General features: G+C 40.8%; 23 protein-coding genes. 13 read left to right on the top strand and 10 right to left on the bottom strand.

The features are described 5' to 3' along the window. Positions 1-237 precede the first annotated feature (237 nt). On the bottom strand, positions 238-954 hold the full coding sequence (locus Q0R88_RS16955; protein ID WP_295718298.1) for a hypothetical protein: 717 nt from the start codon (positions 952-954) through the stop codon (positions 238-240). 56 nt (positions 955-1,010) lie between these two features. On the opposite strand from Q0R88_RS16955, the gene Q0R88_RS16950 reads away from it, so the two are divergent. Then, positions 1,011-1,721 (top strand): SAM-dependent methyltransferase, encoded by a 711-nt coding sequence (locus Q0R88_RS16950; protein ID WP_295718296.1) that lies wholly within the window; start codon positions 1,011-1,013, stop codon positions 1,719-1,721. 3 nt (positions 1,722-1,724) lie between these two features. Further along, positions 1,725-3,320: an FAD-dependent monooxygenase gene (locus Q0R88_RS16945; protein WP_295718291.1), complete on the top strand. Its 1,596-nt coding sequence runs from the start codon at positions 1,725-1,727 to the stop codon at positions 3,318-3,320. On the opposite strand, the gene hflX is transcribed toward Q0R88_RS16945, so the two are convergent. Continuing rightward, positions 3,314-4,498, bottom strand: a complete 1,185-nt coding sequence (gene hflX, locus Q0R88_RS16940) for a GTPase HflX (RefSeq protein WP_295718288.1) — start codon at positions 4,496-4,498, stop codon at positions 3,314-3,316. The genes Q0R88_RS16945 and hflX overlap by 7 nt on opposite strands. A gap of 192 nt (positions 4,499-4,690) precedes the next feature. Here hflX and Q0R88_RS16935 point away from each other — a divergent pair, with 192 nt between their 5' ends. The 5 genes from Q0R88_RS16935 to ruvC are packed head-to-tail and all read left to right on the top strand — an operon-like array spanning position 4,691 to position 10,086. Further along, entirely contained in the window at positions 4,691-6,661 is a 1,971-nt protein-coding gene (locus tag Q0R88_RS16935) for a DUF3857 domain-containing protein (protein ID WP_295718286.1), read from the top strand. 59 nt (positions 6,662-6,720) lie between these two features. Continuing rightward, positions 6,721-6,888: a hypothetical protein gene (locus tag Q0R88_RS16930; protein ID WP_295718281.1), complete on the top strand. Its 168-nt coding sequence runs from the start codon at positions 6,721-6,723 to the stop codon at positions 6,886-6,888. A gap of 7 nt (positions 6,889-6,895) precedes the next feature. Next, the gene (locus tag Q0R88_RS16925; RefSeq protein ID WP_295718278.1) at positions 6,896-8,836 is read left to right on the top strand and encodes a DUF3857 domain-containing protein; all 1,941 of its coding nucleotides are present in this window, start codon (positions 6,896-6,898) and stop codon (positions 8,834-8,836) included. Between the two features lie 10 nt (positions 8,837-8,846). Next, a complete protein-coding gene (gene aat, locus Q0R88_RS16920; RefSeq protein WP_295718275.1) occupies positions 8,847-9,485 on the top strand; it encodes a leucyl/phenylalanyl-tRNA--protein transferase in 639 nt (212 codons plus the stop codon). Positions 9,486-9,504: 19 nt separating this feature from the next. Beyond that, the gene (ruvC, locus tag Q0R88_RS16915; RefSeq protein ID WP_295718272.1) at positions 9,505-10,086 is read left to right on the top strand and encodes a crossover junction endodeoxyribonuclease RuvC; all 582 of its coding nucleotides are present in this window, start codon (positions 9,505-9,507) and stop codon (positions 10,084-10,086) included. Positions 10,087-10,323: 237 nt separating this feature from the next. On the opposite strand, the gene Q0R88_RS16910 is transcribed toward ruvC, so the two are convergent. The 3 genes from Q0R88_RS16910 to Q0R88_RS16900 form a co-directional block, all read right to left on the bottom strand. After that, positions 10,324-10,716 (bottom strand): HIT family protein, encoded by a 393-nt coding sequence (locus Q0R88_RS16910; RefSeq protein ID WP_295718304.1) that lies wholly within the window; start codon positions 10,714-10,716, stop codon positions 10,324-10,326. A gap of 109 nt (positions 10,717-10,825) precedes the next feature. Continuing rightward, positions 10,826-11,299, bottom strand: coding sequence for a transcription elongation factor GreA (greA, locus tag Q0R88_RS16905; RefSeq protein WP_295718269.1), 474 nt, complete (start codon positions 11,297-11,299; stop codon positions 10,826-10,828). Positions 11,300-11,569: 270 nt separating this feature from the next. After that, complete coding sequence (locus Q0R88_RS16900; protein ID WP_295718268.1) at positions 11,570-12,499, bottom strand: NAD(P)-dependent oxidoreductase; 930 nt, start codon at positions 12,497-12,499, stop codon at positions 11,570-11,572. A 194-nt stretch (positions 12,500-12,693) separates the two neighbouring features. On the opposite strand from Q0R88_RS16900, the gene Q0R88_RS16895 reads away from it, so the two are divergent. Then, positions 12,694-13,248, top strand: a complete 555-nt coding sequence (locus tag Q0R88_RS16895) for a hypothetical protein (RefSeq protein WP_295718265.1) — start codon at positions 12,694-12,696, stop codon at positions 13,246-13,248. A gap of 81 nt (positions 13,249-13,329) precedes the next feature. On the opposite strand, the gene Q0R88_RS16890 is transcribed toward Q0R88_RS16895, so the two are convergent. Further along, a complete protein-coding gene (locus Q0R88_RS16890; protein ID WP_295718262.1) occupies positions 13,330-15,210 on the bottom strand; it encodes a DUF4153 domain-containing protein in 1,881 nt (626 codons plus the stop codon). Between the two features lie 141 nt (positions 15,211-15,351). Here Q0R88_RS16890 and Q0R88_RS16885 point away from each other — a divergent pair, with 141 nt between their 5' ends. Next, complete coding sequence (locus Q0R88_RS16885) at positions 15,352-16,335, top strand: pyruvate dehydrogenase complex E1 component subunit beta (RefSeq protein ID WP_295718259.1); 984 nt, start codon at positions 15,352-15,354, stop codon at positions 16,333-16,335. Between the two features lie 113 nt (positions 16,336-16,448). Next, positions 16,449-16,667 carry a zinc ribbon domain-containing protein YjdM gene (locus tag Q0R88_RS16880; RefSeq protein ID WP_295718256.1) on the top strand — a complete coding sequence of 73 codons (219 nt, stop codon included), beginning with the start codon at positions 16,449-16,451 and terminating at the stop codon, positions 16,665-16,667. A 218-nt stretch (positions 16,668-16,885) separates the two neighbouring features. Here the strand turns inward: Q0R88_RS16880 and Q0R88_RS16875 are convergent, their stop codons facing one another. Then, positions 16,886-18,970: an IPT/TIG domain-containing protein gene (locus Q0R88_RS16875; protein ID WP_295718254.1), complete on the bottom strand. Its 2,085-nt coding sequence runs from the start codon at positions 18,968-18,970 to the stop codon at positions 16,886-16,888. Between the two features lie 154 nt (positions 18,971-19,124). Between Q0R88_RS16875 and Q0R88_RS16870 the strand changes: the two genes are divergently transcribed. Next, entirely contained in the window at positions 19,125-19,634 is a 510-nt protein-coding gene (locus Q0R88_RS16870) for a hypothetical protein (RefSeq protein ID WP_295718250.1), read from the top strand. A gap of 430 nt (positions 19,635-20,064) precedes the next feature. On the opposite strand, the gene Q0R88_RS16865 is transcribed toward Q0R88_RS16870, so the two are convergent. The 3 genes from Q0R88_RS16865 to Q0R88_RS16855 form a co-directional block, all read right to left on the bottom strand. Further along, positions 20,065-20,760 (bottom strand): molybdopterin-dependent oxidoreductase, encoded by a 696-nt coding sequence (locus Q0R88_RS16865; RefSeq protein WP_295718249.1) that lies wholly within the window; start codon positions 20,758-20,760, stop codon positions 20,065-20,067. A 255-nt stretch (positions 20,761-21,015) separates the two neighbouring features. After that, positions 21,016-22,089, bottom strand: a complete 1,074-nt coding sequence (gene prfA / locus Q0R88_RS16860; protein ID WP_295718247.1) for a peptide chain release factor 1 — start codon at positions 22,087-22,089, stop codon at positions 21,016-21,018. Between the two features lie 211 nt (positions 22,090-22,300). Then, a complete protein-coding gene (locus Q0R88_RS16855; RefSeq protein WP_295718244.1) occupies positions 22,301-23,074 on the bottom strand; it encodes a UDP-2,3-diacylglucosamine diphosphatase in 774 nt (257 codons plus the stop codon). 147 nt (positions 23,075-23,221) lie between these two features. On the opposite strand from Q0R88_RS16855, the gene Q0R88_RS16850 reads away from it, so the two are divergent. Together Q0R88_RS16850 and Q0R88_RS16845 are read left to right on the top strand one after the other, a co-directional pair. After that, positions 23,222-23,452 carry a hypothetical protein gene (locus tag Q0R88_RS16850; RefSeq protein ID WP_295718241.1) on the top strand — a complete coding sequence of 77 codons (231 nt, stop codon included), beginning with the start codon at positions 23,222-23,224 and terminating at the stop codon, positions 23,450-23,452. 121 nt (positions 23,453-23,573) lie between these two features. Continuing rightward, a complete protein-coding gene (locus Q0R88_RS16845; RefSeq protein ID WP_295718238.1) occupies positions 23,574-23,882 on the top strand; it encodes a hypothetical protein in 309 nt (102 codons plus the stop codon). Positions 23,883-23,962: the final 80 nt, after the last annotated feature.

Genomic DNA, 23,962 nt, shown 5'->3' with positions numbered 1-23,962 from the left:
ATATTCTGTAATTAGAAAACGATACTTATTCAGGTAGTTCCGCTTTAATGTAAGGTCATTGTTAATGTTTCGCATAACATTTAGCTTTATTCCTTAAAGCTAATTCTGTTACCGAATTAGTTGACCTTTACAGCAATGACGTCGTGGGTATGTGCTTCATTATAAGTTGATTAATAATAACAGCCTCTTGGGAAATTCTGTTAATTCAAAAAATTCGTTTAATTCCGGTTCAGACTGCTACGCTGCCTTTGATATATATTTCACGAGGCTCCTTTTGGCCACCGGCAATAATGTTTGCTCCAGCGGGAAGGTGATATCGCTGTGCACATAATATACTGCCGGGTTGGGCATAAACTTATCGCGCTTTAGTAAATTCAGCTTGATAGCTTCGGGCGTATTAACAATACTATGCTCGTAGGTATCAATGAAAGTTACGTTGATGCCCCGGTATTTATCATCCTTACCCTCAAAAATAGTGATCTGGTACTCATAGATCCACCCGGTACGTTCCTTGCCGTTACGTAAAGAGAAATAGCCATGAAAGGGCATCAGTGGCATAATACCTACCGGATTGATATTAAGGTGACTTTCTACAAAATCATAAATTTCTTTGCCTGTTTGTATTGCCGGGTTCATTTTTGACATAGCATAGGAGATGATCATTTCTATCTCCTGCATGCTTTGATCGTCCTGAATTATTTTTTGGTACGTAAGCTTTACGGCATCAATATCTGCCTGGGTTAATCGCTGCGGAAAAGCCTGCTGCATCAGGGATTTGTTCTTTTTAAAATCTACCAGGTTATTGTAATGAAATATCAGGTCGGCAAGGTTGGGGTATAACTTGCTTTTATCAAAATGACGATTAATTTCCTGTAAATAATTAAGCAGGAGATACTTTTTATGCTCAAAATCAATGTATCCCTCAATAAACCAGTTAACACCTAATGGTTTCATATTTTTCAAGCTCCTTTCAATAGCTTAAATTAAACAAAAAACACCAACTTTGCAATATGCCCTATGGAACCCTTTATTTAATACCCGTACCGCTTGCCGAAGAAGCGGCAGCCAAATCATTTACACCTTATTTGGGTGATACCATTAATAGTATCAAAGAATATATTGTGGAGAATGAAAAAACCGCCCGCAAGTTTTTAAAAGAGGCCGGATTGAAAACCCCGCAAAGCGAACTCGTAATTCATGATTATAGTAAGTATAGTCGTGATACTGGCACATCTGAATTTTTTAAAGGTTTACAGGCCGGTAACGATGTAGGCCTCATGAGCGAAGCCGGTTGTCCCGGTATTGCCGATCCCGGCGCCGAAATTGTTGATAAAGCCCATCGCATGGGTATAAAAGTTGTGCCATTGGTTGGTCCAAGCTCTATTTTGCTGGCGCTGATGGCTTCGGGATTTAATGGGCAAAGCTTTACCTTTAATGGTTACCTGCCAATTGATAAAGTGCTTCGCAGTAAAAAGATTAAAGAGCTGGAAGGCCTGGCCACCAGGCTTGATCAAACACAGATTTTTATTGAAACGCCTTTCCGTAATAATTCATTACTGGAAGAAATATTGAAAACGGCATCGCCTAAAACAAAACTGTGTATAGCTACTGACCTTACCGCCGCTACCGAGTTTGTGCAAACTAAGACTATTATGGAATGGCAAAAAAAGGTGCCCGAGCTGCATAAGCGCCCAACTATTTTTTTACTTTTTCATGGATAGTTAATGACCATTACGCAGCAACATACCAGCGTGGTGATAGTAGGTGCGGGGCCATCGGGATTAATGATGGCGGCCCAGCTATTGCGTTATGGTGTGCAGCCCGTAATTATTGATAGTAAGCAAGGTCCAACTGATAAATCAAAAGCGTTGGCTGTGCAAGCCCGTTCGATGGAAATTTTCAGGCAGATGGGGCTTATCGATAGGGTCATTGCTGACAGCAAGGCCGTTGCGGGAGCAGTTATTAACCAGGAGGGGCTTGAAATGGCATCATTAGCCCTTGATGGCATCGGCGAAGGAGTAACTGCCTTCCCATACATTTATATGTATCAGCAAAGTAAAACGGAGCGCCTCCTGCTTGATTATTTAACGCTGAACTGCTGTCCCGTTTATTGGGATACTACCTTTATAAGTGTTGACCAGGATAAGTCAAAAGTAACCCTGCAGCTGCAAACCGGTGATGAAACGCAAACATTAACCTGCGACTGGCTGATAGCTGCCGATGGCGCTCGCAGCCCAATCCGCAAACAATTACAATTGCCCTTCAACGGCGATACCTACCAACATCAGTTTTATGTAGCCGATGTTAAAATAGAAAATGTTTTGGGTGATAAAGTGAATCTTTATTTATCAAAAAAGGGATTCGCCGCTTTTTTCCTGATGCCCGAAGAGCACTATTGCCGCATTGTTGGCAACCTGCCCGATGCGTTTGATAACCGCGAGGACATACAAATGGAAGATGTATTGCCTTACCTGGATGGTATAACAGGGGCCGGCGTAAAAATAGAGCACACCAACTGGTTTGCTACTTATAAACTGCATCACCGCATGGCGGGTAAATTTAGAGATCATCGGTGCTTTTTAATAGGCGATGCAGCGCATATTCATTCGCCGGTTGGCGGGCAGGGAATGAATACAGGTTTGCAGGATGCTTATAACCTGGCCTGGAAATTGGCTGGTGTTGTTAATAATCAGCTTAAAGAATCAATTTTGGAAAGCTATGCCACCGAACGTATGCCGGTGGCCCGGGAACTATTGAATACTACCGACCGGATTTTTAAAATGATCCTCTCCCGTAACTGGTTTGTAAACTTATTTAAGAAATGGCTGTTGCCGGTAGTGCTAAAAAATGCTTGGAGCAAGCCCGGATCAAGACAAACATTTTTTAAGCGGATATCGCAAACGGGTATTAGTTATCGCGATAGCAAGATCAATCTTAACCTGAGCCATGCCACCAAAATAAAAGCTGGCGACAGGTTGCCTTACCTTAAAGTATTCGACGAAAAAAAACAATTGGAAACCGATTTGCATGAATGGTGCGCAAAACCCGGCTTTACCATGATAGCCATAGGTAAATTGCAGGAGATTGACCTGTTTACCCTTGCCAAATGGATCACGCAGAAATATCCTTCCAATCTTAATTTTTTTTACCTGCCGCCTTCAGCCAGAAACCAGCAGGTATTTGATGTTTTTGAGATCAGGGAAAACCAGAAAAAAGCACTTATCATTCGCCCCGATATGCACATCGGTTTTATCAATGATGTAATTGATATTGAAATGATGGATAATTACCTGCGTAATATAGTTGGCTTTAATCAATAGAGTAGCTGATCATACGGAAACCTACTGGTATGTATAACTTTTACTTCTTCATAAAGCAGGCTCCTGAATTCTTCCACGTTTTCTTTTTTTGTGGCTGATATAAATATGGCTGGGCTGTTGTTTTTAGCCATCCAGCTATGTTTAAAATCATCAAGGGTAAGTGGTTCTGCCTGCTGATCTAATTGGTGCTGCTCGGGTTTAAAGGCATCTATTTTGTTAAATACCGTGATCATTTTTTTATCAATAGCGCCAATATCTTTCAGGGTTTCGTTAACCGTGCGAATCTGATCCTCAAAGTTGGGGTGCGAAACGTCAACTACATGTACTAAAATATCTGCCTCGCGCACTTCATCCAGGGTTGATTTAAAACACTCTACCAAATGGTGAGGTAGTTTGCGAATGAACCCTACTGTATCAGATAGCAGGAACGGTACATTTTCAATTACTACCTTACGTACCGTAGTATCAAGTGTTGCAAATAGCTTGTTTTCGGCAAAAACATCTGATTTGGATATCATATTCATGATGGTTGATTTGCCCACGTTGGTATAACCTACCAAAGCAGCACGCACCATCTGGGTTCTGTTTTTGCGTTGTGTTTCGTTCTGTTTATCAATCAGCTTTAACTTATCTTTTAGCAGCGATATTTTATCCAGGATCAAGCGCCTGTCGGTTTCAATTTGCGATTCACCTGGTCCGCGCATACCAATACCACCCTTTTGGCGCTCAAGGTGAGTCCATAAACGGGTAAGGCGGGGTAATAAATATTGTAGCTGCGCCAGTTCAACCTGGCTTTTGGCCTGCGCGGTTTGCGCGCGGTTTGCAAAAATATCCAGGATCAGGTTATTACGATCAAGGATCTTAACCTGCAATTCCCGCTCAATATTGCGTAATTGCGATGGGGTAAGCTCATCATCAAAAACAACCATATCAATTTCTTCCTCTATTACAAAAGCTTTGATATCCTCCAACCTGCCCGAGCCTACAAAAGTTGACCTATCTGGCCGTTGCAGTTTCTGGGTAAAGGTTTTCACGGTTTCGGCCCCGGCAGTCATCACTAAAAACTCCAGTTCCTCTAAATATTCCTTATTCTGCTCATCAGTTACATGAGGTGTCATCACGCCAACCAAAACAGCTTTTTCCTGCTTCACAGCAGTATCATAAAATTTTTGCTTCATTAACTATGGTTTATCAATCAAAGTGCCAGTTTACTAATATATACACAAACCGGTATACTTTGTGCCAAAATAGCATGTATAATGTAATCTGGGAACAGGCAGCTATATAAAATTGGTTAACAATGCCCTTTTTATAAAATGTTTATACTTATTGTTATATTAGACCACCGTTATTTCCCTTATCACATTAATATGAACAAATTTTTTACTCTCCTGGCGCCTGTAATATTTGCGTTTACTGCACATGCGCAAACTACGCCTACCATTATGCCCTTTGGCAAAATTGATAATGCCGATCTTGAAATGACCAAGTGCGATTTTGAGCCCGATGCCAATGCAGAAGTACTTTTTAATAAAGGCGACGTTTATTACGACGGCGTTTTTACCATCCAGGGCGAGTATCATAAACGGATCAAGATATTTAATGATAATGGTAAGGATGAAGCCAACATCCGTATTGAGTATTATGGGGGCAACCGGTTGGAATATGTTAATGATATACAAGCCGAGACCATTAATATAGTTAATGGCAAGCCCGAAATTACAAAGCTTGATAAAAAGCTCATTTACACGCAAAACATTGATAAGGTACGCAGTGCCATAGTTTTCTCGATGCCAAATGTGAAAGCCGGCTCTGTTATTGAATATAAATATAAGTATCATACAGAATCCATCAGTAATTTTCCGTCCTGGGATTTTCAGCAAAAAATACCTGTACGATACAGTGAGTTGGATACAGCTATTCCTGATCTGTTATATTTTAGGGAAATAAGCCACATTTGGCAATCCTATTTTAAATCTGAGCACTCCAGCGAACCCCGAAGTACTGGCGGCGGCGGCAATGCGTTGACATATAATGAAGAAAAGCGAAAAAGGATATTGGTAAATATTCCATCGCTGCATGATGAGCCTTATATGAGTTCATACGCCGATAATTTGATGTCATTGCATTTTAATCTTACCTCAATAAAATCAAGCTATGGCTTCATGAAATCCTATTCAGATACATGGGCAAAGGTAGGTGGCATAATTGCCGATGATGAAGATTTTGGCGGCCAGCTTAAAAGAAAACTAACAGGCGAGGAGCTGATTATTAATAAAGCGAAAGCCTTAAAAACCGATGATGAAAAGATAGCCTTTGTATTTAACCAGGTTAAAAACGCGATGAAATGGGATGGTATAGACAGGTGGTATACTACCGACGGCACATACCGTGCCTGGGAAAAGAAAACCGGCAACTCGGCCGAAGTTAACCTGATTTTATACCACCTGCTGAAGCAATCGGGAGTAAAAGCATACCCGATGATAGTGAGTACGCGCGAGCATGGAAGGGTTGATGGATACAATACTTCATTATCGCAGTTTAACCGGGCTGTTGTTTATGTGCCTGTTGATACCGTTAAAGAATATATTCTGGATGCTACCGGCAAATATAATTTGTATAACGAAACACCTGATGTTTTACTAAACTCATCTGGCTTATATATTGATAAGGCTACAGATCAATATGATATCGTTTTTATAACTAAGGAAGCGCCGGTAAGGCAGGTAGTTATTGTAACCGCCGATATTTTGCCCGAAAGCAAAATAACAGGTACCGCGGATATCAGCAGCTTTAGCTACAATAAAATAAACAGCACCCAGCGCTATAAAACGGACGGTGAAAAAAAATACACCGATTTTATACGCGATAATGACAACAACCTTAAAATATCATCCATAAAAATGAATAATTTGGAGATTGATACGTTGCCATTGACGCAAAATATAACCTTCAACCTGGAGCTAACCGGATCAGACGGGACCTATATTTACTTTAATCCCAATTTATTTACTACCATGCGCACCAACCCGTTTTTGAGCGAAAACCGGGCTACCGATATTGATTTTGGATATCTGAACCGGTATGAGCTAATGGGCAATTATAAAATGCCGGCAGGTTATAAAGCCGAGGCCCTTCCCAAAAACGTGCGCATCATTATGCCAGATCAAAGTATCAGCTTTAAGCGTTTTGTTGCCGAGCAGGATGGTTATATATCCGTGAGGTACGTTATTGATCATAATAAAGCGCATTATGCAAAAGATGATTATGCCGAAGTAAGGCAGTTTTATAAGCAAATGCACGAGATGCTTAACGAGCAAATTGTATTAAAAAAGATATAAGGTACTAAAGTTGAAGTGGTTTTTTAATAAAAGAGATACTGGCAATACCTGATGGAACTATGGTTTTTAAACGTTTTGTTGCCGAACAGGATGGCTCAATCATGGTACGCTTTACCATCGACCATAAAAAATCATTGTATTTCAAGGAGAATTACCCGGAGTTCCGTGAGTTTTGTAAAAAGATGTATGATATGCTTAACGAGCAAATAGTACTTAAAAAGGGCTGATAAAATTATGTTTACTAAATATTATACCCGGCTGCTGTTAACCACAGCAGCCTTATGCGCATTATACAACCAAAGTTATAGCCAGGATAAAAACATCCCTAAAGAGCTGTATGTGGCTGCAAGTATTCCTGATTCGTTAAAGGAGGATGCAAATTCTGTTGTGCGGTATTCAAGCGAAGAGGCAATTGTAAAGGGACCCGGAAAAATGCTGATTAAGCATCACAGCATAGTAACCATCTTAAATGAAAAGGATGATAGTGAAGCTATAATGGAGATGGGTTATAATAAAAAGTATGATTCTTATAGCGATATTGAGATGAATATTTTTGATGCAACAGGTAAGCAGATAAAAAAATACCGCAAAAGCGATATGTACGATGGTTCTGCAGCTAATGATGAAACCATGGTTACAAACGAAAGGTTTTTAGCTGTCAGGCACGCTATTGCTGCCTATCCAATAACAATTGAGAAAATTTACGAAGAGGACGAGAGCAGCTTTATCGGTTTAGATACCTGGTATATCCAGGATCAGGTTGAGCAGTCTGTTCAGGTTTCGTCTTATAAAATTTCAGTTAACCCTTCTGTTGGGCTCCGGTTTAAAAATACCAATACAAAGATCAAACCCGAAAAAGGGAATGCCGATGGATTAGAGACTTATTCGTGGAGCGTTAAAAATTTAAAGGCCATTAAAAAGGAAGAGAATGTTTTATCCTGGACCATTTTGCCAAAAATTTCGTTCGCTGCAAGTTCATTTGATTGCTATGGCTACCCCGGCGATTTTAGTAGCTGGCAGTCTTTTGGTAACTGGATTAAATCATTATATGGAGATGCCTGCACATTAAGCCCTGAGCGTACTGCAGAGATAAAAAAAATGACCGATACGATAAAGACGGATAAAGATAAAGCCCGTTATTTATACAATTACATGCAAAAGAGCATGCGCTATGTAGGCATTCAATTAGGAATAGGCGGTTATAAACCTTTTCCGGCAAGCTTTGTAGATCAAAAAAAATATGGTGATTGTAAGGCTTTATCTAATTACATGCGGGCCTTGCTTAAAGCCGTTAATATTGATTCTTATTATACTATAATAAGATCTGCCACTAATAGCGAGCCTATTGATGTCTCTTTTCCGGCTAATACGTTTAACCACGCTGTTTTATGCATTCCTTTTAAAAATGATACCACATGGTTGGAGTGCACAAGTAATACCAGGGCTTTTGGAAAGCTAGACCCATCCACACAAAACACAAAAGCTTTAATAGTAACAGAAAATGGCGGCAGACTGATAAATACCCCCAAAGGTGTAGCTGCCGATAATCAGTTTAACAGTGAAGTTCATATTGTGCTGGATGCCGATGGGGGAGCTAAAGCGCAGTTAAAGATATTTAGTACTGGGATCTACCGGTCTGATTATATTGGTGTTGAGGCCCTAAAAACCGATGAGCAAAAAGAGTATATCATTCGGGACCTTAAAATGAAACAGCCCTCGGTATTTGATTTTAAGCCATCAACAGATAAAGACGGCATAAAAGAAGTGGAGATTAACCTGGAGTATGATAAATTTTGTGACATAGCAACGGGCGATAAGCAGTTTTACAGGCCATGTGTATTTTCGCTGTGGCAAAAAACAGTGCCTATTCAGGAAAAGCGGAAAAATGATTTTTACTTTACCGCTCCCTTACAAAAATCATGCGTAACCACAATTGATCTTCCGGCCGGATTTGAAGTAGAAACGCTGCCAACTAACCAGACTTTGAAATTTAGCTATGGCACTTATGATGTAAAATATGTTTACGATGCGGCCAAAAACCAGGTAACAAGTACGGCTAAATTTAACCTTACAGATTACATCATGCCTGCAGCCAAATACACAGAATTACAGGTATACCTTGATGCTGTGGTTAAAGCGCAAAATAAAAAACTGGTGATACACCGCAAAGCGTAAATTTGCCCTGATGATATTCAGGCTTGATGAACAGTTATTATTTCCTGAGCCCGATCTGGCCGAACCAGACGGGCTTTTGGCTGTAGGCGGCGATCTTTCAACCCCAAGGTTGCTACTCGCTTATCAAAACGGCATCTTTCCCTGGTATAGTGATGATACGCCCATTCTTTGGTATTCGCCTCATGAACGTTTTGTGCTTTATCCGCAGGAATTAAAAATCTCTAAATCAATGCGGCAAGTGCTGCAGTCAGGCAAATTCAGGGTTACCACCAATACCTGCTTTGCCGAAGTGATAAAAGCCTGCTCGGTTGCCCCGCGTGAGGGGCAGGACGGTACCTGGATAACGGATGATATGCAGGCTGCTTATATTAAACTCCATGAGGATGGTTACGCCCATTCTGTTGAAGTATGGGAGCAAAACGAATTGGTTGGCGGCTTATATGGCATGTGGGTTGGCGAGGTTTTTTGTGGCGAAAGTATGTTTAGTCGCGTGAGTAATGCTTCAAAAGCCGCGTTGATCTACCTGTGCCAAACTAACAGGTTTAAATTAATAGACTGCCAGGTACACACCAGTCACCTGGAATCAATGGGGGCAAGGATGATAAGCCGCGAGCAATATATAGCCGTTTTGCACAATAGTTTGCTTTGATTGGTTAACTTTGAAGGGTATGCAGCAGGCCAACACAAAAGAGAGAATAATATTAGGCATCGACCCCGGTACAGCAGTTATGGGCTACGGATTGGTTAAGGAAACAGGCCCCAAAATTGAGCTTATCGCCCTTGGTGTTGTAAAAATGGAAAAGCTGGATGATCATATGCTGAAGCTGCAGCGCATCTTTGAAAAAACGGTTGCCCTTATTGATAACTACCACCCGGATTGCCTGGCCATTGAAGCACCATTTTACGGCAAAAACATACAGGTAATGCTTAAACTGGGCAGGGCGCAAGGGGTGGCAATAGCCGCCGCACTTTCGCGCAATTTGGATATTACAGAATATGCTCCCCGTAAAATAAAACAATCTATAACCGGTAATGGTAATGCCACCAAAGAGCAGGTAGCAGCCATGCTGCAAAACCTCCTCAGTTTTAAAGAAACTCCCGACTTTTTAGATGCTACGGATGGACTGGCCGTAGCTGTTTGTCACTCTTTCCAAAGAATGAGCACCGGCAGCAAATCCAGCTCGGGCAGTAAAAAATCTTATTCGGGCTGGGATACTTTTGTGAAGGATAACGCGAAGAGGGTAGTTTAGATGTGCAGATTTCAGATGTGCGGGTGTGCAGATGTGGAAAGGGTGCACGTGTTGAATAGCTATAAAAACGCGTCATTGCGAGGTACGAAGCAATCTCCATACCATACAGAGCGAACAAATAGGTGTTAAACTTTTACAGCGGACCTGCCTGTGTAGAGATTGCTTCGTACCTCGCAATGACGCGGTTTTATAAGTATCGCATGTTAAAAAAAAACATTTGAAAGTTTAGTACATCCTTTAAAACGCCGCCTTGATCTTATCCTTGGTAGCGCTTAGCTCCTCGTTGGTAAAGCTCAATTTAGGGCGGGAGAAGTTAAGGTCATTCACCTGGTTCATGGGGATGAGGTGGATATGTGCATGTGGAACTTCAAGGCCAATCACCGCTACACCAACCTTTTTGCAGGGGATGGCTTTTTTAATGGCAGTTGCCACTATTTTAGCGAAAATCTGCAGGCCCGTATAGGTTTCATCATCAAGATCGAAAATATAATCAACTTCCTTTTTAGGGATCACCAGCACATGGCCTTCTGCCAGCGGACTAATATCTAAAAAAGCCAAAAACTCGTTACTCTCGGCCACAACATGTGCCGGGATCTCGCCTGCTATAATTTTTGAAAAGATGGTCATGATGGGTGAGTGGTTGATAAAGTTGATTGGGTGAGTGGTTACTTTTATAGTTTAATGGTTGATTAAATGAGCAATTACAAAACTAGTCACTTAATCAACCATTCACCAGTAACTACCTACTCACTTCCAGTATTTCAAATTCAATTTTTCCTGCCGGCACAGTGATCTCAATTTTTTCGCCTACTCTTTTGCCCAACAAGCCCTTTGCAATAGGTGATGCCACAGATATTTTACCGGTTTTCATATCGGCTTCGCTTTCTGCCACCAGCTGGTAGCTCATGGTAGCGCCGTTTTTAAGGTTCTTTATTTTTACTATAGATAAAGCAAGCACCTTTGATAAATCCAGTTTAGATTCATCAAGCAAGCGTGCGTTTGCCAAAGTTTCCTGCATTTGGGATATTTTAGCCTCATGAAGCCCCTGGGCTTCTTTTGCGGCATCATATTCCGCGTTTTCTGATAAATCGCCTTTATCGCGGGCTTCGGCAATAGCTTTTGATATATCCGAACGTCCGGTTGTTTTTAACCTCTGTAACTCTTCTTTTAATTTCTCTAAACCCTCTTTGGTAAAGTATGATACCTCTGCCATAACACCTAAATTAATTATTGTTTATTCTATTGGTTATCCAAAAAAAACCGCCCTCCCTTTATAAGAAGGACGCAATGACTATAAAAACAAACAAGACTATATGGGCCATGCCTACATAGTCTTGTTTCTGTATTTAACGAAGATAAGTGATTTAAATTTTAATTACCAAATTTTTTGAACGCTGATTTTGTAATTGATCCTCCCGACGTAATTTTTTCTGTGGTTGAAAACACTTCGCATAGGTAATATTCTGTCAAAGTTTCAAATAACCTAATCGATCAAATTAATCAACTTCTCGGCCATTACTTCGCTTATTTTACGGTACGAGTCGAATGTCCACCCGGCAACGTGAGGGCTTAATATTACTTTACCACTTTGGCGCAGTTCATCAAACCAGGCTTGTTCTGTAAGTGCAGGGAATTTTTCTACTTCCAGCACATCAAGCCCTGCGCCTATGATTTTGCCCTGTTTAATGGCATTTAAAACCGCGCTTACTTTGGCGGTTTTACCACGCGATGTATTGATGAAAAATATGGGCTTTTTAAAATGGAACAGATACTCGTCATCCACCAGGCCGTTGGTTTCGGCAGTGAGGGGTACGTGTACGCTCAATACGTCGCTATGTTTAATTATCTGCTCCATACTTACCTCACGGGCATATCTGTCGCTAAAACCGGTTTTGTATTTATCATAGGCAATTACATCAACCTGGAAACCAGATAGTTTACGGGCAAAGCTGTGCCCCATATGGCCGTAGCCTATAATTCCTACTGTTTTGCCTTTCAGTTCGTGCCCGCGGTTGCCTTCACGATCCCATTTACCTGCCCTGATCTCGGCATCGCCCCGGTTAAGGTTATTCATAAGGGACAGCAGCAAGCCTATGGCGTGCTCGCCTACGGCATCAGAATTGCCTTCGGGAGCGTTTATAAGGGTTACACCTTTTTGTATGGCGTAGACCTCGTCAATATTATCCATACCGGCGCCTGCGCGACAAACAAAACGCAAACTGGTAGCTATGTCAAATACCTGTTTGGTTACCAGGAATTTAGAACGGATAACCAGCCCTGCGTAGTCGCCGATGATCTGAAGCGCTTCTTCGGCCTTTATTGTGGGCCTGTAATCGCATTGGTATCCCCTGGCTTCGGCCTGCTCCATAAAAATGGGGTGTACATCATCAACAATAAGAATGTTATTTTTCAACTGAACTATATAATTTTTATGAACCGCGAATTTACTAAACAACCATGATAGTTACATAGTTACCCATTAATACCTTTACTTATTACAAAATACCGACTAATAGCCTGCCACATTTGCCAACAAAATAAACTGGCACGGGAATAGCAAGGATAATGCAGGGGACCTGGTCCTGCTAAAATTAAAATCTAAATACCATGATGTCAATAAAAAAAATAGGCACCGATATAAAGCTCTATTCTGAAAAGCTCTCGCACGATGGGTTTAAACAGGTATTTGACCATATAGATCAATTCAAAATTAAAAAAGGAGTTGATAAAATGGGGCTTGATAAATTTATAAATCAATGTGCTATAATGGCTGCCGGCACCGGGGCCTTATCAGGCAGCGGCGGCGTTTTAACCATGGTAGTAGGGATGCCTGTTGATGTAGTGAACCTGATTACACAACAATTTAGGGTAACTATGGCTATAATGTACTACAACCGGGGCGGCTATCAAATGGGCTTTGAAGAATTTATGAAGCTGGTGGCTATTTCTTTTAAGGTAGAAACCGGCGTAGCCCTCACCAAAACAATGATGGAGGGTATAGCCGAAAAGATAATCCTTAACCTGGGAGTACGCACAGCCGAAAGGTTAATACCCGTTGTGGGTGCTGTAATTGGCGGCACAACCAATTACCTGTTTATTAAACGAATGGCGAAATCAGTTAAAGAGTTGCAGAGTGTACCTGTGGTGATACAGGTGGGTTAAAAGTTCCGGTGCAATAAAAAGACGATGGGGTTTACTCATCGTCTTTTTTATTTGAAGGCCTATTTTCGTTTTATGAAATAACTAGAAATAACTAATAGTTATAAACATAAACTGAGGTTTTTTATCCTTTATTTTTGAAAATCTGGTATTTTCAATCTGGAACTTGACATCAAAATTTTTACCATGACTTGTAAGGGATAAAAACTCCGCTGGTATTTTATAAATACCAGCGTAATCCTTTGCTGATGGTTTAAACGTATTTAGTTTTTTTGGATCCGCGAACAAGCCCTTAATAACATCGGCAGGATCAAACCTAAATACCTCATTGTTTATTGTTAAAACAGATACCTTATTGACGAGAGTTCTGTGACTAAATCTTATAGAATTTAGACTATCGTCAAGACTGTCAACGGTGTAATCAGGACTAAAATTTAAATTATAACCGCTGATATCTTTTATAGACGATGCCACATTAAATTCATAGTCGTCGCTAATTTTTTCTATGTCATTATTGGGGAAATTGTAAGGCTCGAAGTGGCCAAGTCCTAGTTGAGTTTTAGCCCACTCATATTTAACTTCCCGTAACTCGTACTTACTATACCAATCGGATGCGGTAAAGTTTTTATGTTTTAGTTTTTCTAATGAATCCGATACTGTCCTTAGATTTTTATAAAAATAAGGCTGTAAAGCCGAAAGATCATATTTGCTAATAAAATATTGCAGGGCTGCCACCGCATGATTGCCATCTTTTATACTAACCTTGGTGCTATCGACGGACAAAAACTTCCCCTCCTTCAGCGCATTATTCTTTTCAAAAAAATGAACAAGAATGCGCCGTTGTGAATACATACTCACTGAAAACGCGCTCTGCGGTCCATAAACTGATAACAACGTTAGTATGCACAGTGATATTGGGATGAGCTTAATATTTTGCTTTTTAAAAGCTAGAAAGTAAACCGATATAAATAAAAGCCAGCAAGCCAATGCAATTAAAAAGTATCGCCACTCGGTAATGCCATACATAAATACCCGTGCGCCAACCGCCACAAATAGCAGAATGAGTAGAGGAATGAGTAAAAAATAAAAGCTGCGGGCATAGGTTTTAATCCATTTGTTACCATCACGATCCTTAATTGGATAAACAAGCAGTAGTGAGAGAATGCCAAATACAGCATAGCTTAATATCAGATTGGATACTAATCCCTTGGGTAAGCTCCATTTTATTAATATTTTAACCTCATAAGCCAGCAAGATGAGCACATAGATAGACGATAGCGGTATCAATACATACTGTGTAAATATTTTCAAACCCTTTGGATAGCTCAAATCGTCATCAAGTGAACGCAGATCAACAGGTACTCCGGCTAAAAAGAAAGTTGTAGTAAACATACCTACAATCCAAACCCATAATATGGCATAGGTATCCCACTCAAAATTAAAATTGAATAAAAAGTTGGTTGCACCTATGGCCGCCGCAATTCCTAAAAATAGTACTACACCGTAAAGTACACTTGTTAAGAAGCGCAAAAACAAAGTTTTATTAAATTGCCAGAAACCGTTGAGCTGCCCTTTTGCAGTAAACCCGGCAAACGCGACCAATAGGTGAAAGGCCAGGCAAATTAAAAAGAACCGGATATAATCTGCTTCGCGGGCGGTTGGGTCGATAATAAATATCAGCAAGGAGGCAAAAAGAGCCGCGCCCAGTTTTATTAAAAACGTATTTCGCTTTGCTATTTCCCGGCTTTGGGTATATAGCGTGGCTGATAAACTTAGCAACAAACCCAGGTTGGCAATCATTATGCCACGCATCAGCCAGCCCTCATGCACCCGGTTGAAGTGCCTCAACTCTACCTCAATGGTGCCGGCTATGGTGCCAATTAAAGCAAACAACAGCTCAAACGGATAGCGTTTTAGGGTAGATATAAAGCTTTCGGCAAGCGTTTTTAGCGACGGGAATTTCATTGTGGATAGGGTTTATACTACCAATGTAGCATATTTTGTAAAATATATGTGTTAAAAATGCAAAGTACATGACCTGCAATTGCATTTCACACATTAGTGATTATATTTGCGGTCGCAAAAAACATCATTTTATATAATATAATGAGAGAAATACAATTCAGAGAAGCGCTACGTGAGGCCATGGTCGAAGAAATGCGCAACGACGATAAAATATACCTGATGGGTGAAGAGGTTGCTGAATACAACGGAGCCTATAAAGTAAGCCAGGGTATGCTGGATGAATTTGGTGCTAAACGCGTTATTGATACGCCCATCTCTGAATTAGGCTTTGCCGGTATAGGCATTGGCTCGGCCATGAATGGATTACGCCCCATCATCGAGTTCATGACCTTTAACTTTTCGTTAGTGGCTATTGATCAGATCATCAACGGTGCAGCCAAGATCATGTCAATGAGTGGTGGCCAGTTTTCGGTGCCTATCGTTTTTCGCGGTCCAACCGGTAACGCGGGTATGCTTAGCTCACAGCACAGCCAGTGCTTTGAGAACTGGTATGCCAACTGCCCGGGCTTAAAAGTGATAGTACCATCAAACCCATATGATGCAAAAGGTTTATTAAAATCAGCAATACTTGATCCGGATCCGGTTATTTTCATGGAGTCTGAATTAATGTATGGCGATAAAGGCTTAGTGCCCGAAGAAACTTACTATATCGAGATTGGTAAAGCTAAAGTAGTATCTGAAGGTACAGATGTAACTTTGGTAGGTTTTGGTAAAATCATGAAAGTGGTTATTGCAGCTGCTGCCGAACTTGCTAAAGAAGGTATCAGTGCTGAAGTGATTGACCTGCGTACAGTACGCCCTATTGATTACGCTACTGTTATCAATTCGGTTAAAAAAACAAACCGTTTGGTTATAGTTGAAGAAAGCTGGCCTTTAGGTTCAATTGCTACCGAGGTTGCTTTTAAAGTACAAAAAGATGCATTTGATTACCTTGATGCGCCTATTCTGCGTATTATGGGTGGCGATGTGCCTTTGCCTTATGCGCCAACTTTAATACAGGAATACCTGCCAAACCCAGAAAGGGTTATTAAAGCGGTTAAAGAGGTAATGTACGTTACCAAATAATACACGATTACATGATTTTTAGGATGGACAGGATTTCCTGTCGCCTTTAGATTTTAAATATACAAAGAGCCCCGTATTCAACTACCGGGCTCTTTATTTTTATACAGTTAACAATGGAAACATCAAACGTAAAAGACAGCAACGGCAACATTCTTAAAGATGGCGATTCGGTAACACTGATTAAAAGCTTAAAAGTTAAAGGTGGCGGTACTACCCTTAAACAAGGCACATTGGTAAAAAAGATCCGCCTTACCGATGATGACCAGGAAGTGGATTGTAAAATAGATGGAATGAGCATTGTGCTCAGGACTGAGTTTTTGAAAAAAAGGTAATTAGTGTAATCTAATCCCAAAAGAGAAATAGCTATATAACCATGGCATTGTAAGGTACAAAGCATTCGCAAACGCTGCAAGTCCGCGCTGTACGGTATGCGATTACTTTGTACGTATTCCATAGCATACTATAAAAAACGAAGTCATACTGATTGCCTGTTTAAGCTCCCCAACAGCACGGGTAACAAAGTGATATAACCTACATTTGGGGCTCTTTACTAAAGATCGCTTGCCTTGGCGATAAATAACTGAGGATTTAACGAGCCTGATGACCCTGCTATAAATACATAGCCGTTATTCACTATTGCAAAGCCGTTGTCAAATCCGGATGGGCCTAAAAAGGCAGCTCCAATGGTTTCGGAAAGCATTGTCCAGCTATCGCCTGTTGTATTGTATTTGTATATGCTACGATAGGTTGAATTAGGAAAATTGCCTGAAAGATCGCTGGAAACATAGCCTGTATTTTTATAAGTAAAGGCGAAGCAGCCAAATTTTGGCATATTGAAATCATTAGCCTTTTTCCAGGTATTGTTAACAGGGTTGTAGCTGTACAATTTGTAATCGGGTGTGTATATTGCCCCTCCACCAACAAAAGCCAAACCATTTAAAACCAGGGAAGTTGAGCGTACTCGTGCACCCGGATCGTTGCCCGGATAGTCAGCCACCTGTTTCCAGGTATCCGTAATAGTGTCGTAATTATAAAATGTGTTGTTTGCGATAAGATTATTATCGTATATATTCCCGGCATAGTTACCTAATCCAATAAACACATTGCTGCCTATAGAAAACATTGTTGACGAATAACGCACCTTGTCCGGGTAATCAGCTTTGTGCGTCCATTTATTCAAGGCGGGGTCATATTCCCAAAAATTATTGGTTTTGTCAGATGTATATAAATAGGCTTTATTGGCTGTTGAGGTTATTTCGCAGTGATCAATAGTAAATGGTATTTTAATTTCCTGCCATGTATAAGTTGCAGCATTAAATTTCCACAATGATTTATGCAGGTAGTCAGATTCTGTTGGCGGGGCCAACACGTATGAGTTGTTGTTTATTGTAAAAGCCCCGGCTGTGGAGGATATTGCAAAAGGGAACGCACCGGCAACCATCACCCATGTATCCTTAAGGGTTACATCATATTGATAAGTAACTTCCTGATCAAGAAATTTAACTTTCACGGTCGCCTTTTTGCGGGGGTAAGGGCCCTGGGGTAAATTTGTGGTGAGTTCTGTGGTTGAACCGCTAAGTATTTGGGTTTCATTGCCTTCAAAAAAAACGCGGTTTTTATAAGCAAGTGGATTAAAGTATTTTCCTTTAATAGTAATGATATCCCGCAATACCCCGTTGCCATTAACTGCATTAGCATAACCGGATGGGGTTATGAATGTAATTTCAGGAGTCTTTACGCTAAATTTATTGTTTGCAATAATCGTTTGAAGCTGTGCCTTAACTGTTAGTGAATTAACAACAGTTTCCATATCATCAGGAACAACTATTTTTAATTGTTTGCTATTGGCCTTTACTACCGGTATTTTGATATTCCCAATATGCACTTCATTTAGCTCAGGTATCCGGTTAAAATGATCGCCATTGATAATAACGGTGTCCCTGAAAGTGGCAACTGGTGTAAAACTGGTTATAACAGGCTTATTTAAAACAAATTTATTTGTTACCGTATCTATTATACTGCCGTAATTAAACGTGATTAGCGGAGTAATCTGATCAATACTTGAAGGTATGGTAAATTTTAAAGTGCTGTCATTATGTAAATAAACACTGGCGTATTGAATCCCGAACCTAACTAAAAGCAGGCTTTGATTAAGGTACTTACCTTTAACAGTGATGGTATCGCCAATATCGGCATTTAGCGGAGAAATGGAACCGATTTTTACGTGCTTTCCACCCGCCGAAATAAAAGACTTATGGTTATAAACAGTATACAGATTGGTGTTTGTTAAGCTGTAGGGGGCATAAAAATAAGTTTTTCCCTTCTCTAACCCTGTATTGATATCAACTTTAAAAGAGCCAATAGCGATAGGCGATGTTTGCTTGTACATTTGCCTGTAAGTAGCTAAAGTACTGTCAGTTGAAATTACAAAACCAACCTCTTTTACATCGGATGGCAATTGATGTATTTCGCCCTGGATAGTTACGCCTCCATCCGGATAGGTAGTTGTAGATTTAGCTTCAATTGCAGGCCCGTTTACTGGTTGTATTACCTCCGGTTTATCCTTTTTACAGCCTATAAATGTCAGAAATAAAAAATAGAATATTGTAAAAAGGCAGATTGTACAGCGTTTCATATTTTGATAAGGGGTTCGTTTGGGCAAAGGTAATATAACCCATCTTATTTTGACCAAAAAACATCTCGTGATTTATTATTCACAAAATATGCGATTGAAACCTACTCTTTAGCACCTTTATGCATAAATTGCCTATTTTAGGCACACAAACACCATGAGCATGCGAAATCTCTTTTTAAAAGGCATAAAGTCCTTTTCTTTTATCTTGTTAGTATCGGCCATTTGCGGCACTGCGTCAGCCCAAACTACACCGGCGGTAAAAACCGAAACTGTAGTTAAAACTCCCGCAGGGTTAATTACCCCAACTATACTGATTGAAAAGTTTTTTAAAAGCTATGATAAAGAGAGTACCACAAAAGCGATGATTGATATATTTAAAACCAATCCGCTTATTGATACAAATAGCCTGGTACGCCTAATTACTAAAATAGATACCACCCGCAGTATAATAGGCCCATATATGGGTAAAGATTTAATTGTGCAGCGTAAGGCATCAAATAGTTTAATACTTTACAGTTACCTTGTAAAGCACCAGACACAACCGCTAAGGTTTACTTTTATGTTTTATAAACCCAAAAATGAATGGGTTATTTACCGCCTTTATTTTGACGATTCGGTTAGCAGCGAGCTGGAGCAATCTGCTAAAATATCAGCAAAACCGTAAAGGAGCTAAAGGCTTAAAGCTAAAAGCTCTTTTCTGAGAGACTTCTAAACAAAAAAGATCGTTATACGAGTTGTAAAATTTCGCGAAACTCTGAAGGAGAAATGACGTTTTAAAAGGTTTGTCATCCTGAGGAACGAAGGATCTATTCGCTGGCTGTACAGGGCGAAGAAGCATGGCGAACAACAGATCCTTCACTGCGTTCAGGATGACAAAAAGCTTTTTTTGCAACAACGTCATAGGTAGGTACGAAGCAATCCCGAACTCTGCAGATCCGATTTGCAAAGCTACTTCGTAAGGCGGGGATTGCTTCGTGCCTACCTATGACGCGTGGGTATGTGCTTCATTAGAAGTCGAAAATATTTTTAAACAGCTTTTTAATTACATAGTTGAAAGGCCAAAGGCCATGAAGCTGTTTTGTAAAGCTTTCAGCTTAATCACTGTAACGGTCATTACGCCAGGGGTAGGCGGTGTTTGAATAGCCGCGGTCTTCCCAAAAGCCTAATTTATTTTCGGTTAAAAACTCAATACGCTTTATCCATTTGGAGCCTTTCCAGGCATAAAGCTGTGGGGTGATCATGCGTACCGGGCCGCCGTGCTCTATTGGTAGTGGTTGGCCTTCAAAAGTATGCACCAATAATACGTCGGGCTTTAAAGCTTCCTCCAGCGATATATTGGTGGTGTAAGTATCATATCCATAACACATCACGTGGGTAGCATTTTCATGAGGATGTACCAGGGCGGCAAGATCAAGCAGGCTTACACCCTTCCAGGGCATATTAAGTTTTGACCATGTGGTAACACAATGAAAATCGGAGGTGTCTTTTGTTTGTGGCAGATCCATAAACTGTTTCCAGGAGAGTTTTACCGGGTTTTCAACAGCGCCATCAATAGTTAGTCGCCAGCGATCAATAGGTATATTGGGCTGATAGCCCAGATCAAGCACCGGCCATTTTACAGTTATAGTTTGCCCTATTGGCACAGACGGCATACCATGCCGGTTTATTCCGCCCGATCCGCGTGGCGCATCATCCGCAACAGAAGGCGTAAGCTTCATCTTTTCCTCAAACCGGGCCTTCAACTTCATACGGGCCTCAATAATACGATTCAGTTTTTCTGGCTCTTCCATAGTATTAAAGTTACGAAAAAGCTTAAAGCTCAAAGCGGAAGGCCGAAAGCTTTTTTTGGGGAAAAGAAAAGGCTTCGAGCATTATGCTAAAAGCCTTTAATATAAATACGAAAAAGCTTAAGGCAGAAGGCTTAGAGCGGAAGGCTGAAAGCTTTTTTTGGGAAAAGGAAAAGGCTTAAAGCATAATGCTAAAAGCCTTTAATGTAAATTTTCAATGAAAAGCTTTCGGCCTTTAGCTTTAAGCTTTTTGCTCTCTTAAGCTACAGTTCCTTCTTTAAGTTTTTCGGCATTTTCTGCAAACTGTAAGGCTTCCATTATCTCCTGCAAGTCGCCGTTTAATACACCGGGCAGGTTGTATATGGTAAGGCCAATACGGTGCTCTGTTAAGCGGCCTTGTGGGTAGTTATAGGTACGCACCTTGGCCGATCTGTCACCGGTTGAAACCATGGTTTTACGCTTTTTAGAGGTTATTTCCAGGTGCTTTTGAAGCTCCATTTCATAAACCCTTGAGCGAAGTACCTGTAATGCTTTATCGTAATTTTTTAACTGCGATTTTTGATCCTGGCATTGTGCCACAATACCCGTAGGAATGTGGGTTAACCTTACGGCCGAATAAGTGGTATTCACTGACTGTCCGCCCGGGCCAGATGCGCAGAAAAGGTCCTTACGGATATCGCTCACCTGCAAATCAATATCAAACTCATCTACCTCTGGCAATACCACAACCGATGCAGCCGATGTATGCACGCGGCCCTGTGTTTCAGTATCCGGTACCCGTTGCACGCGGTGCACGCCCGATTCATATTTTAATGTACCGTAAGCATCCTCGGCATTTACGTTGAATACAATTTCTTTGTAGCCACCACTGGTACCTTCGGTATAATCAACCAATTCGGTTTTCCAGCCGCGTTTTTCGCAATAGCGCATATACATGCGGTAAAGATCGCCGGCAAACAAAGCAGCTTCATCGCCACCAGTTCCGCCACGGATCTCCACAAGCGCATTTTTAGAATCCTCGGGATCTTTAGGGATCAGCATCAAACGGATCTGCTCTTCTTTTTCTTCCTGTTGAGTTAACAGCTCGTCCAATTCGGATTTGGCCATATCGCGAAACTCTTCGTCCTTTTCAGTAGCCAGAATTTCCTTATTGCTGTCAATATTGCTCATGATGTTGCGGTAAATGTTATACTCGTCAACAATCTTGGCCAGGTCTTTATATTCTTTATTCAGCTGGGCATAGCGTTTCATGTCCTGCATTACTTCAGGATTGCTCAGTTCGCCTTCAACGTTTTTCCAGCGTTGATATATCAGTTCTAATTTCTCTAACATAATCTGTTTTCAATAGCTATTTGAAGCCGCTATATGGATGATGGTCCGGCTAAGAAATGCGTTACGTTTCGGTCGGTTTACAGGCTTGCTTCAAAAAACGCACAAAAATACGCATTTTAGTGCATATATTTTTTCAGGCGATTGTAAGTTCTGCTGAAATAGTAAGGCTATAGCAAATGCCCGGCTTTATATGGCCAATTGCTCCAGAAATCTACCGATTTTGGCCCTCAGACACAGGTTTTTCAAAATATTCCAGCTTTAACTCATGCCCGTCAAATACGGCATAGGTATAATAATTTACCCATTCGCCCAGGTTAATGTAGCGGCTATCGGCGTTAAGCGGTATATCCAGGGGTAAATGGCGGTGACCGAAAATGAGAAAATCGTAATAGTTGGTTTTTAGTTCTTCCCGGCAAAAGCTAACCAGCCATTCCTGTTCACCAGGTTTGGGTATTTCTTTTTTCTGATTACTTAAGCGGCTATTGGTTGACCAGTAATTGGCTATGCCCACGCCTAAATTAGGGTGCACCCTGGCAAATAGCCATTGGCAAAACCCGCTGCGAAAAAAGTTTTTTAACAGTTTATAAAAGTTGTCGCCCGGCCCAAGGCCATCGCCATGATGAAGGAAAAGCTTTTTGCCATGCCGCTCAATTGTTAATTCATCGCTGATTATAGTTGCGCCAAGTTCATTTTTAAAATAATCAAACATCCACATATCGTGGTTGCCCTTAAATAAATAAAGCTTTACACCGGCATCGGTAAGCTCGGCCAGCTTGCCCAAAAAACGAATGTATCCTTTGGGTACTACCGCTTTATATTCATACCAGAAATCAAAAACATCGCCCATCAAAAAAAGTTCGGCGGCATCGGCTTTTATGCTGTCAAGCCAGCGTACTATCCTGTCTTCGCGTTCGCGGCTGGCAGCGTATCCGCCGGTGCCTAAATGAAAATCAGAAGCAAAATAAAGTTTGTTACGGGTTGGCATACCTGGCAAAAATACATTTAAAGGCTGAAAGGAAAAAATGAGTATTTCCCCTGGAAACGCGCTGCTTTTGTGAAGAATATAGATGCATATATGCAAACAACAGGTTATCTTTAGGGTTATAAAAGATATATTAAAACAATAGAAATTATGCCACTTCCAGAAAATCCAAATCTTGACGATAACCAGGATGAAAAAGATACCGGTAATGATTATGAACAGAATGAAGGCCAGGACACCGGTAACCAACGGCTGGATAATGATGTAGCCGATACTGCCGGCATTGAAGCCGCTACCCGTGCCTCGGAGGCTGCCTTTACATTAAACCTTGATGATGACATCCCCCCGGTTCAGGACGATAAAAACGAGAAAAAAAAGTAAACATGAATATTTGCGGGTTTGCCGCAATTGAATTTAATAACACTAATTTTTAATGGATAAATTAAACTTATCCATTAAAAATTAGTGTTACTCGCAGTTTTTCGTGTAATTAATACTCCTTATGAAAAAACTCATACTGCTTTCTTTTTTGGTAGTTGCTGTTGCAGGCACAGCCCGTGCTCAAAATAAGTTTAACACGGCTGATTTTAAAGCCAAGCTGGGTAAAACCGGCACCTTGTGCGATACTGTTTACTCCTTAAAAATAGTAAGCGATACGCTTACCCTGCTTAATATGGGTGCCGCTTATCCCCGCCAAAAATATACTGTTGCAGTAAAAGGCAATAAAGTAACGCTCGATTTGGCAAATATTAAAGGTAAAGCCATGTGCGTTACAGGCGTTTTGAGCTTTTTAAAGATCAACCCGAGGTAGTGGTCAGTCGGCCAGATCAATTTGAAATGCATTAAAATAAAAAAAGGCAACCCGTTAGCAGGTTGCCTTTTCCATGTTTA

Origin of the sequence: Mucilaginibacter sp. (assembly GCF_025362475.1) — a bacterium.
Classification (GTDB): Bacteria; Bacteroidota; Bacteroidia; order Sphingobacteriales; family Sphingobacteriaceae; genus Mucilaginibacter.
The sequence above is the reverse complement of the archived record's forward strand: the minus strand, read 5'-3'. Positions and strand labels throughout refer to the sequence as shown.

What these genes read in the sequence shown, in the direction of transcription:
- Q0R88_RS16955 (WP_295718298.1), bottom strand. Translation starts at nt 954, where the DNA reads ATGAAACCATTAGGTGTTAACTGGTTTATTGAGGGATACATTGATTTT.
- Q0R88_RS16950 (WP_295718296.1), top strand. Translation starts at nt 1,011, where the DNA reads ATGCCCTATGGAACCCTTTATTTAATACCCGTACCGCTTGCCGAAGAA.
- Q0R88_RS16945 (WP_295718291.1), top strand. Translation starts at nt 1,725, where the DNA reads ATGACCATTACGCAGCAACATACCAGCGTGGTGATAGTAGGTGCGGGG.
- hflX (WP_295718288.1), bottom strand. Translation starts at nt 4,498, where the DNA reads ATGAAGCAAAAATTTTATGATACTGCTGTGAAGCAGGAAAAAGCTGTT.
- Q0R88_RS16935 (WP_295718286.1), top strand. Translation starts at nt 4,691, where the DNA reads ATGAACAAATTTTTTACTCTCCTGGCGCCTGTAATATTTGCGTTTACT.
- Q0R88_RS16930 (WP_295718281.1), top strand. Translation starts at nt 6,721, where the DNA reads ATGGTTTTTAAACGTTTTGTTGCCGAACAGGATGGCTCAATCATGGTA.
- Q0R88_RS16925 (WP_295718278.1), top strand. Translation starts at nt 6,896, where the DNA reads ATGTTTACTAAATATTATACCCGGCTGCTGTTAACCACAGCAGCCTTA.
- aat (WP_295718275.1), top strand. Translation starts at nt 8,847, where the DNA reads ATGATATTCAGGCTTGATGAACAGTTATTATTTCCTGAGCCCGATCTG.
- ruvC (WP_295718272.1), top strand. Translation starts at nt 9,505, where the DNA reads ATGCAGCAGGCCAACACAAAAGAGAGAATAATATTAGGCATCGACCCC.
- greA (WP_295718269.1), bottom strand. Translation starts at nt 11,299, where the DNA reads ATGGCAGAGGTATCATACTTTACCAAAGAGGGTTTAGAGAAATTAAAA.
- Q0R88_RS16895 (WP_295718265.1), top strand. Translation starts at nt 12,694, where the DNA reads ATGATGTCAATAAAAAAAATAGGCACCGATATAAAGCTCTATTCTGAA.
- Q0R88_RS16890 (WP_295718262.1), bottom strand. Translation starts at nt 15,210, where the DNA reads ATGAAATTCCCGTCGCTAAAAACGCTTGCCGAAAGCTTTATATCTACC.
- Q0R88_RS16885 (WP_295718259.1), top strand. Translation starts at nt 15,352, where the DNA reads ATGAGAGAAATACAATTCAGAGAAGCGCTACGTGAGGCCATGGTCGAA.
- Q0R88_RS16880 (WP_295718256.1), top strand. Translation starts at nt 16,449, where the DNA reads ATGGAAACATCAAACGTAAAAGACAGCAACGGCAACATTCTTAAAGAT.
- Q0R88_RS16875 (WP_295718254.1), bottom strand. Translation starts at nt 18,970, where the DNA reads ATGAAACGCTGTACAATCTGCCTTTTTACAATATTCTATTTTTTATTT.
- Q0R88_RS16870 (WP_295718250.1), top strand. Translation starts at nt 19,125, where the DNA reads ATGAGCATGCGAAATCTCTTTTTAAAAGGCATAAAGTCCTTTTCTTTT.
- Q0R88_RS16865 (WP_295718249.1), bottom strand. Translation starts at nt 20,760, where the DNA reads ATGGAAGAGCCAGAAAAACTGAATCGTATTATTGAGGCCCGTATGAAG.
- prfA (WP_295718247.1), bottom strand. Translation starts at nt 22,089, where the DNA reads ATGTTAGAGAAATTAGAACTGATATATCAACGCTGGAAAAACGTTGAA.
- Q0R88_RS16855 (WP_295718244.1), bottom strand. Translation starts at nt 23,074, where the DNA reads ATGCCAACCCGTAACAAACTTTATTTTGCTTCTGATTTTCATTTAGGC.
- Q0R88_RS16850 (WP_295718241.1), top strand. Translation starts at nt 23,222, where the DNA reads ATGCCACTTCCAGAAAATCCAAATCTTGACGATAACCAGGATGAAAAA.
- Q0R88_RS16845 (WP_295718238.1), top strand. Translation starts at nt 23,574, where the DNA reads ATGAAAAAACTCATACTGCTTTCTTTTTTGGTAGTTGCTGTTGCAGGC.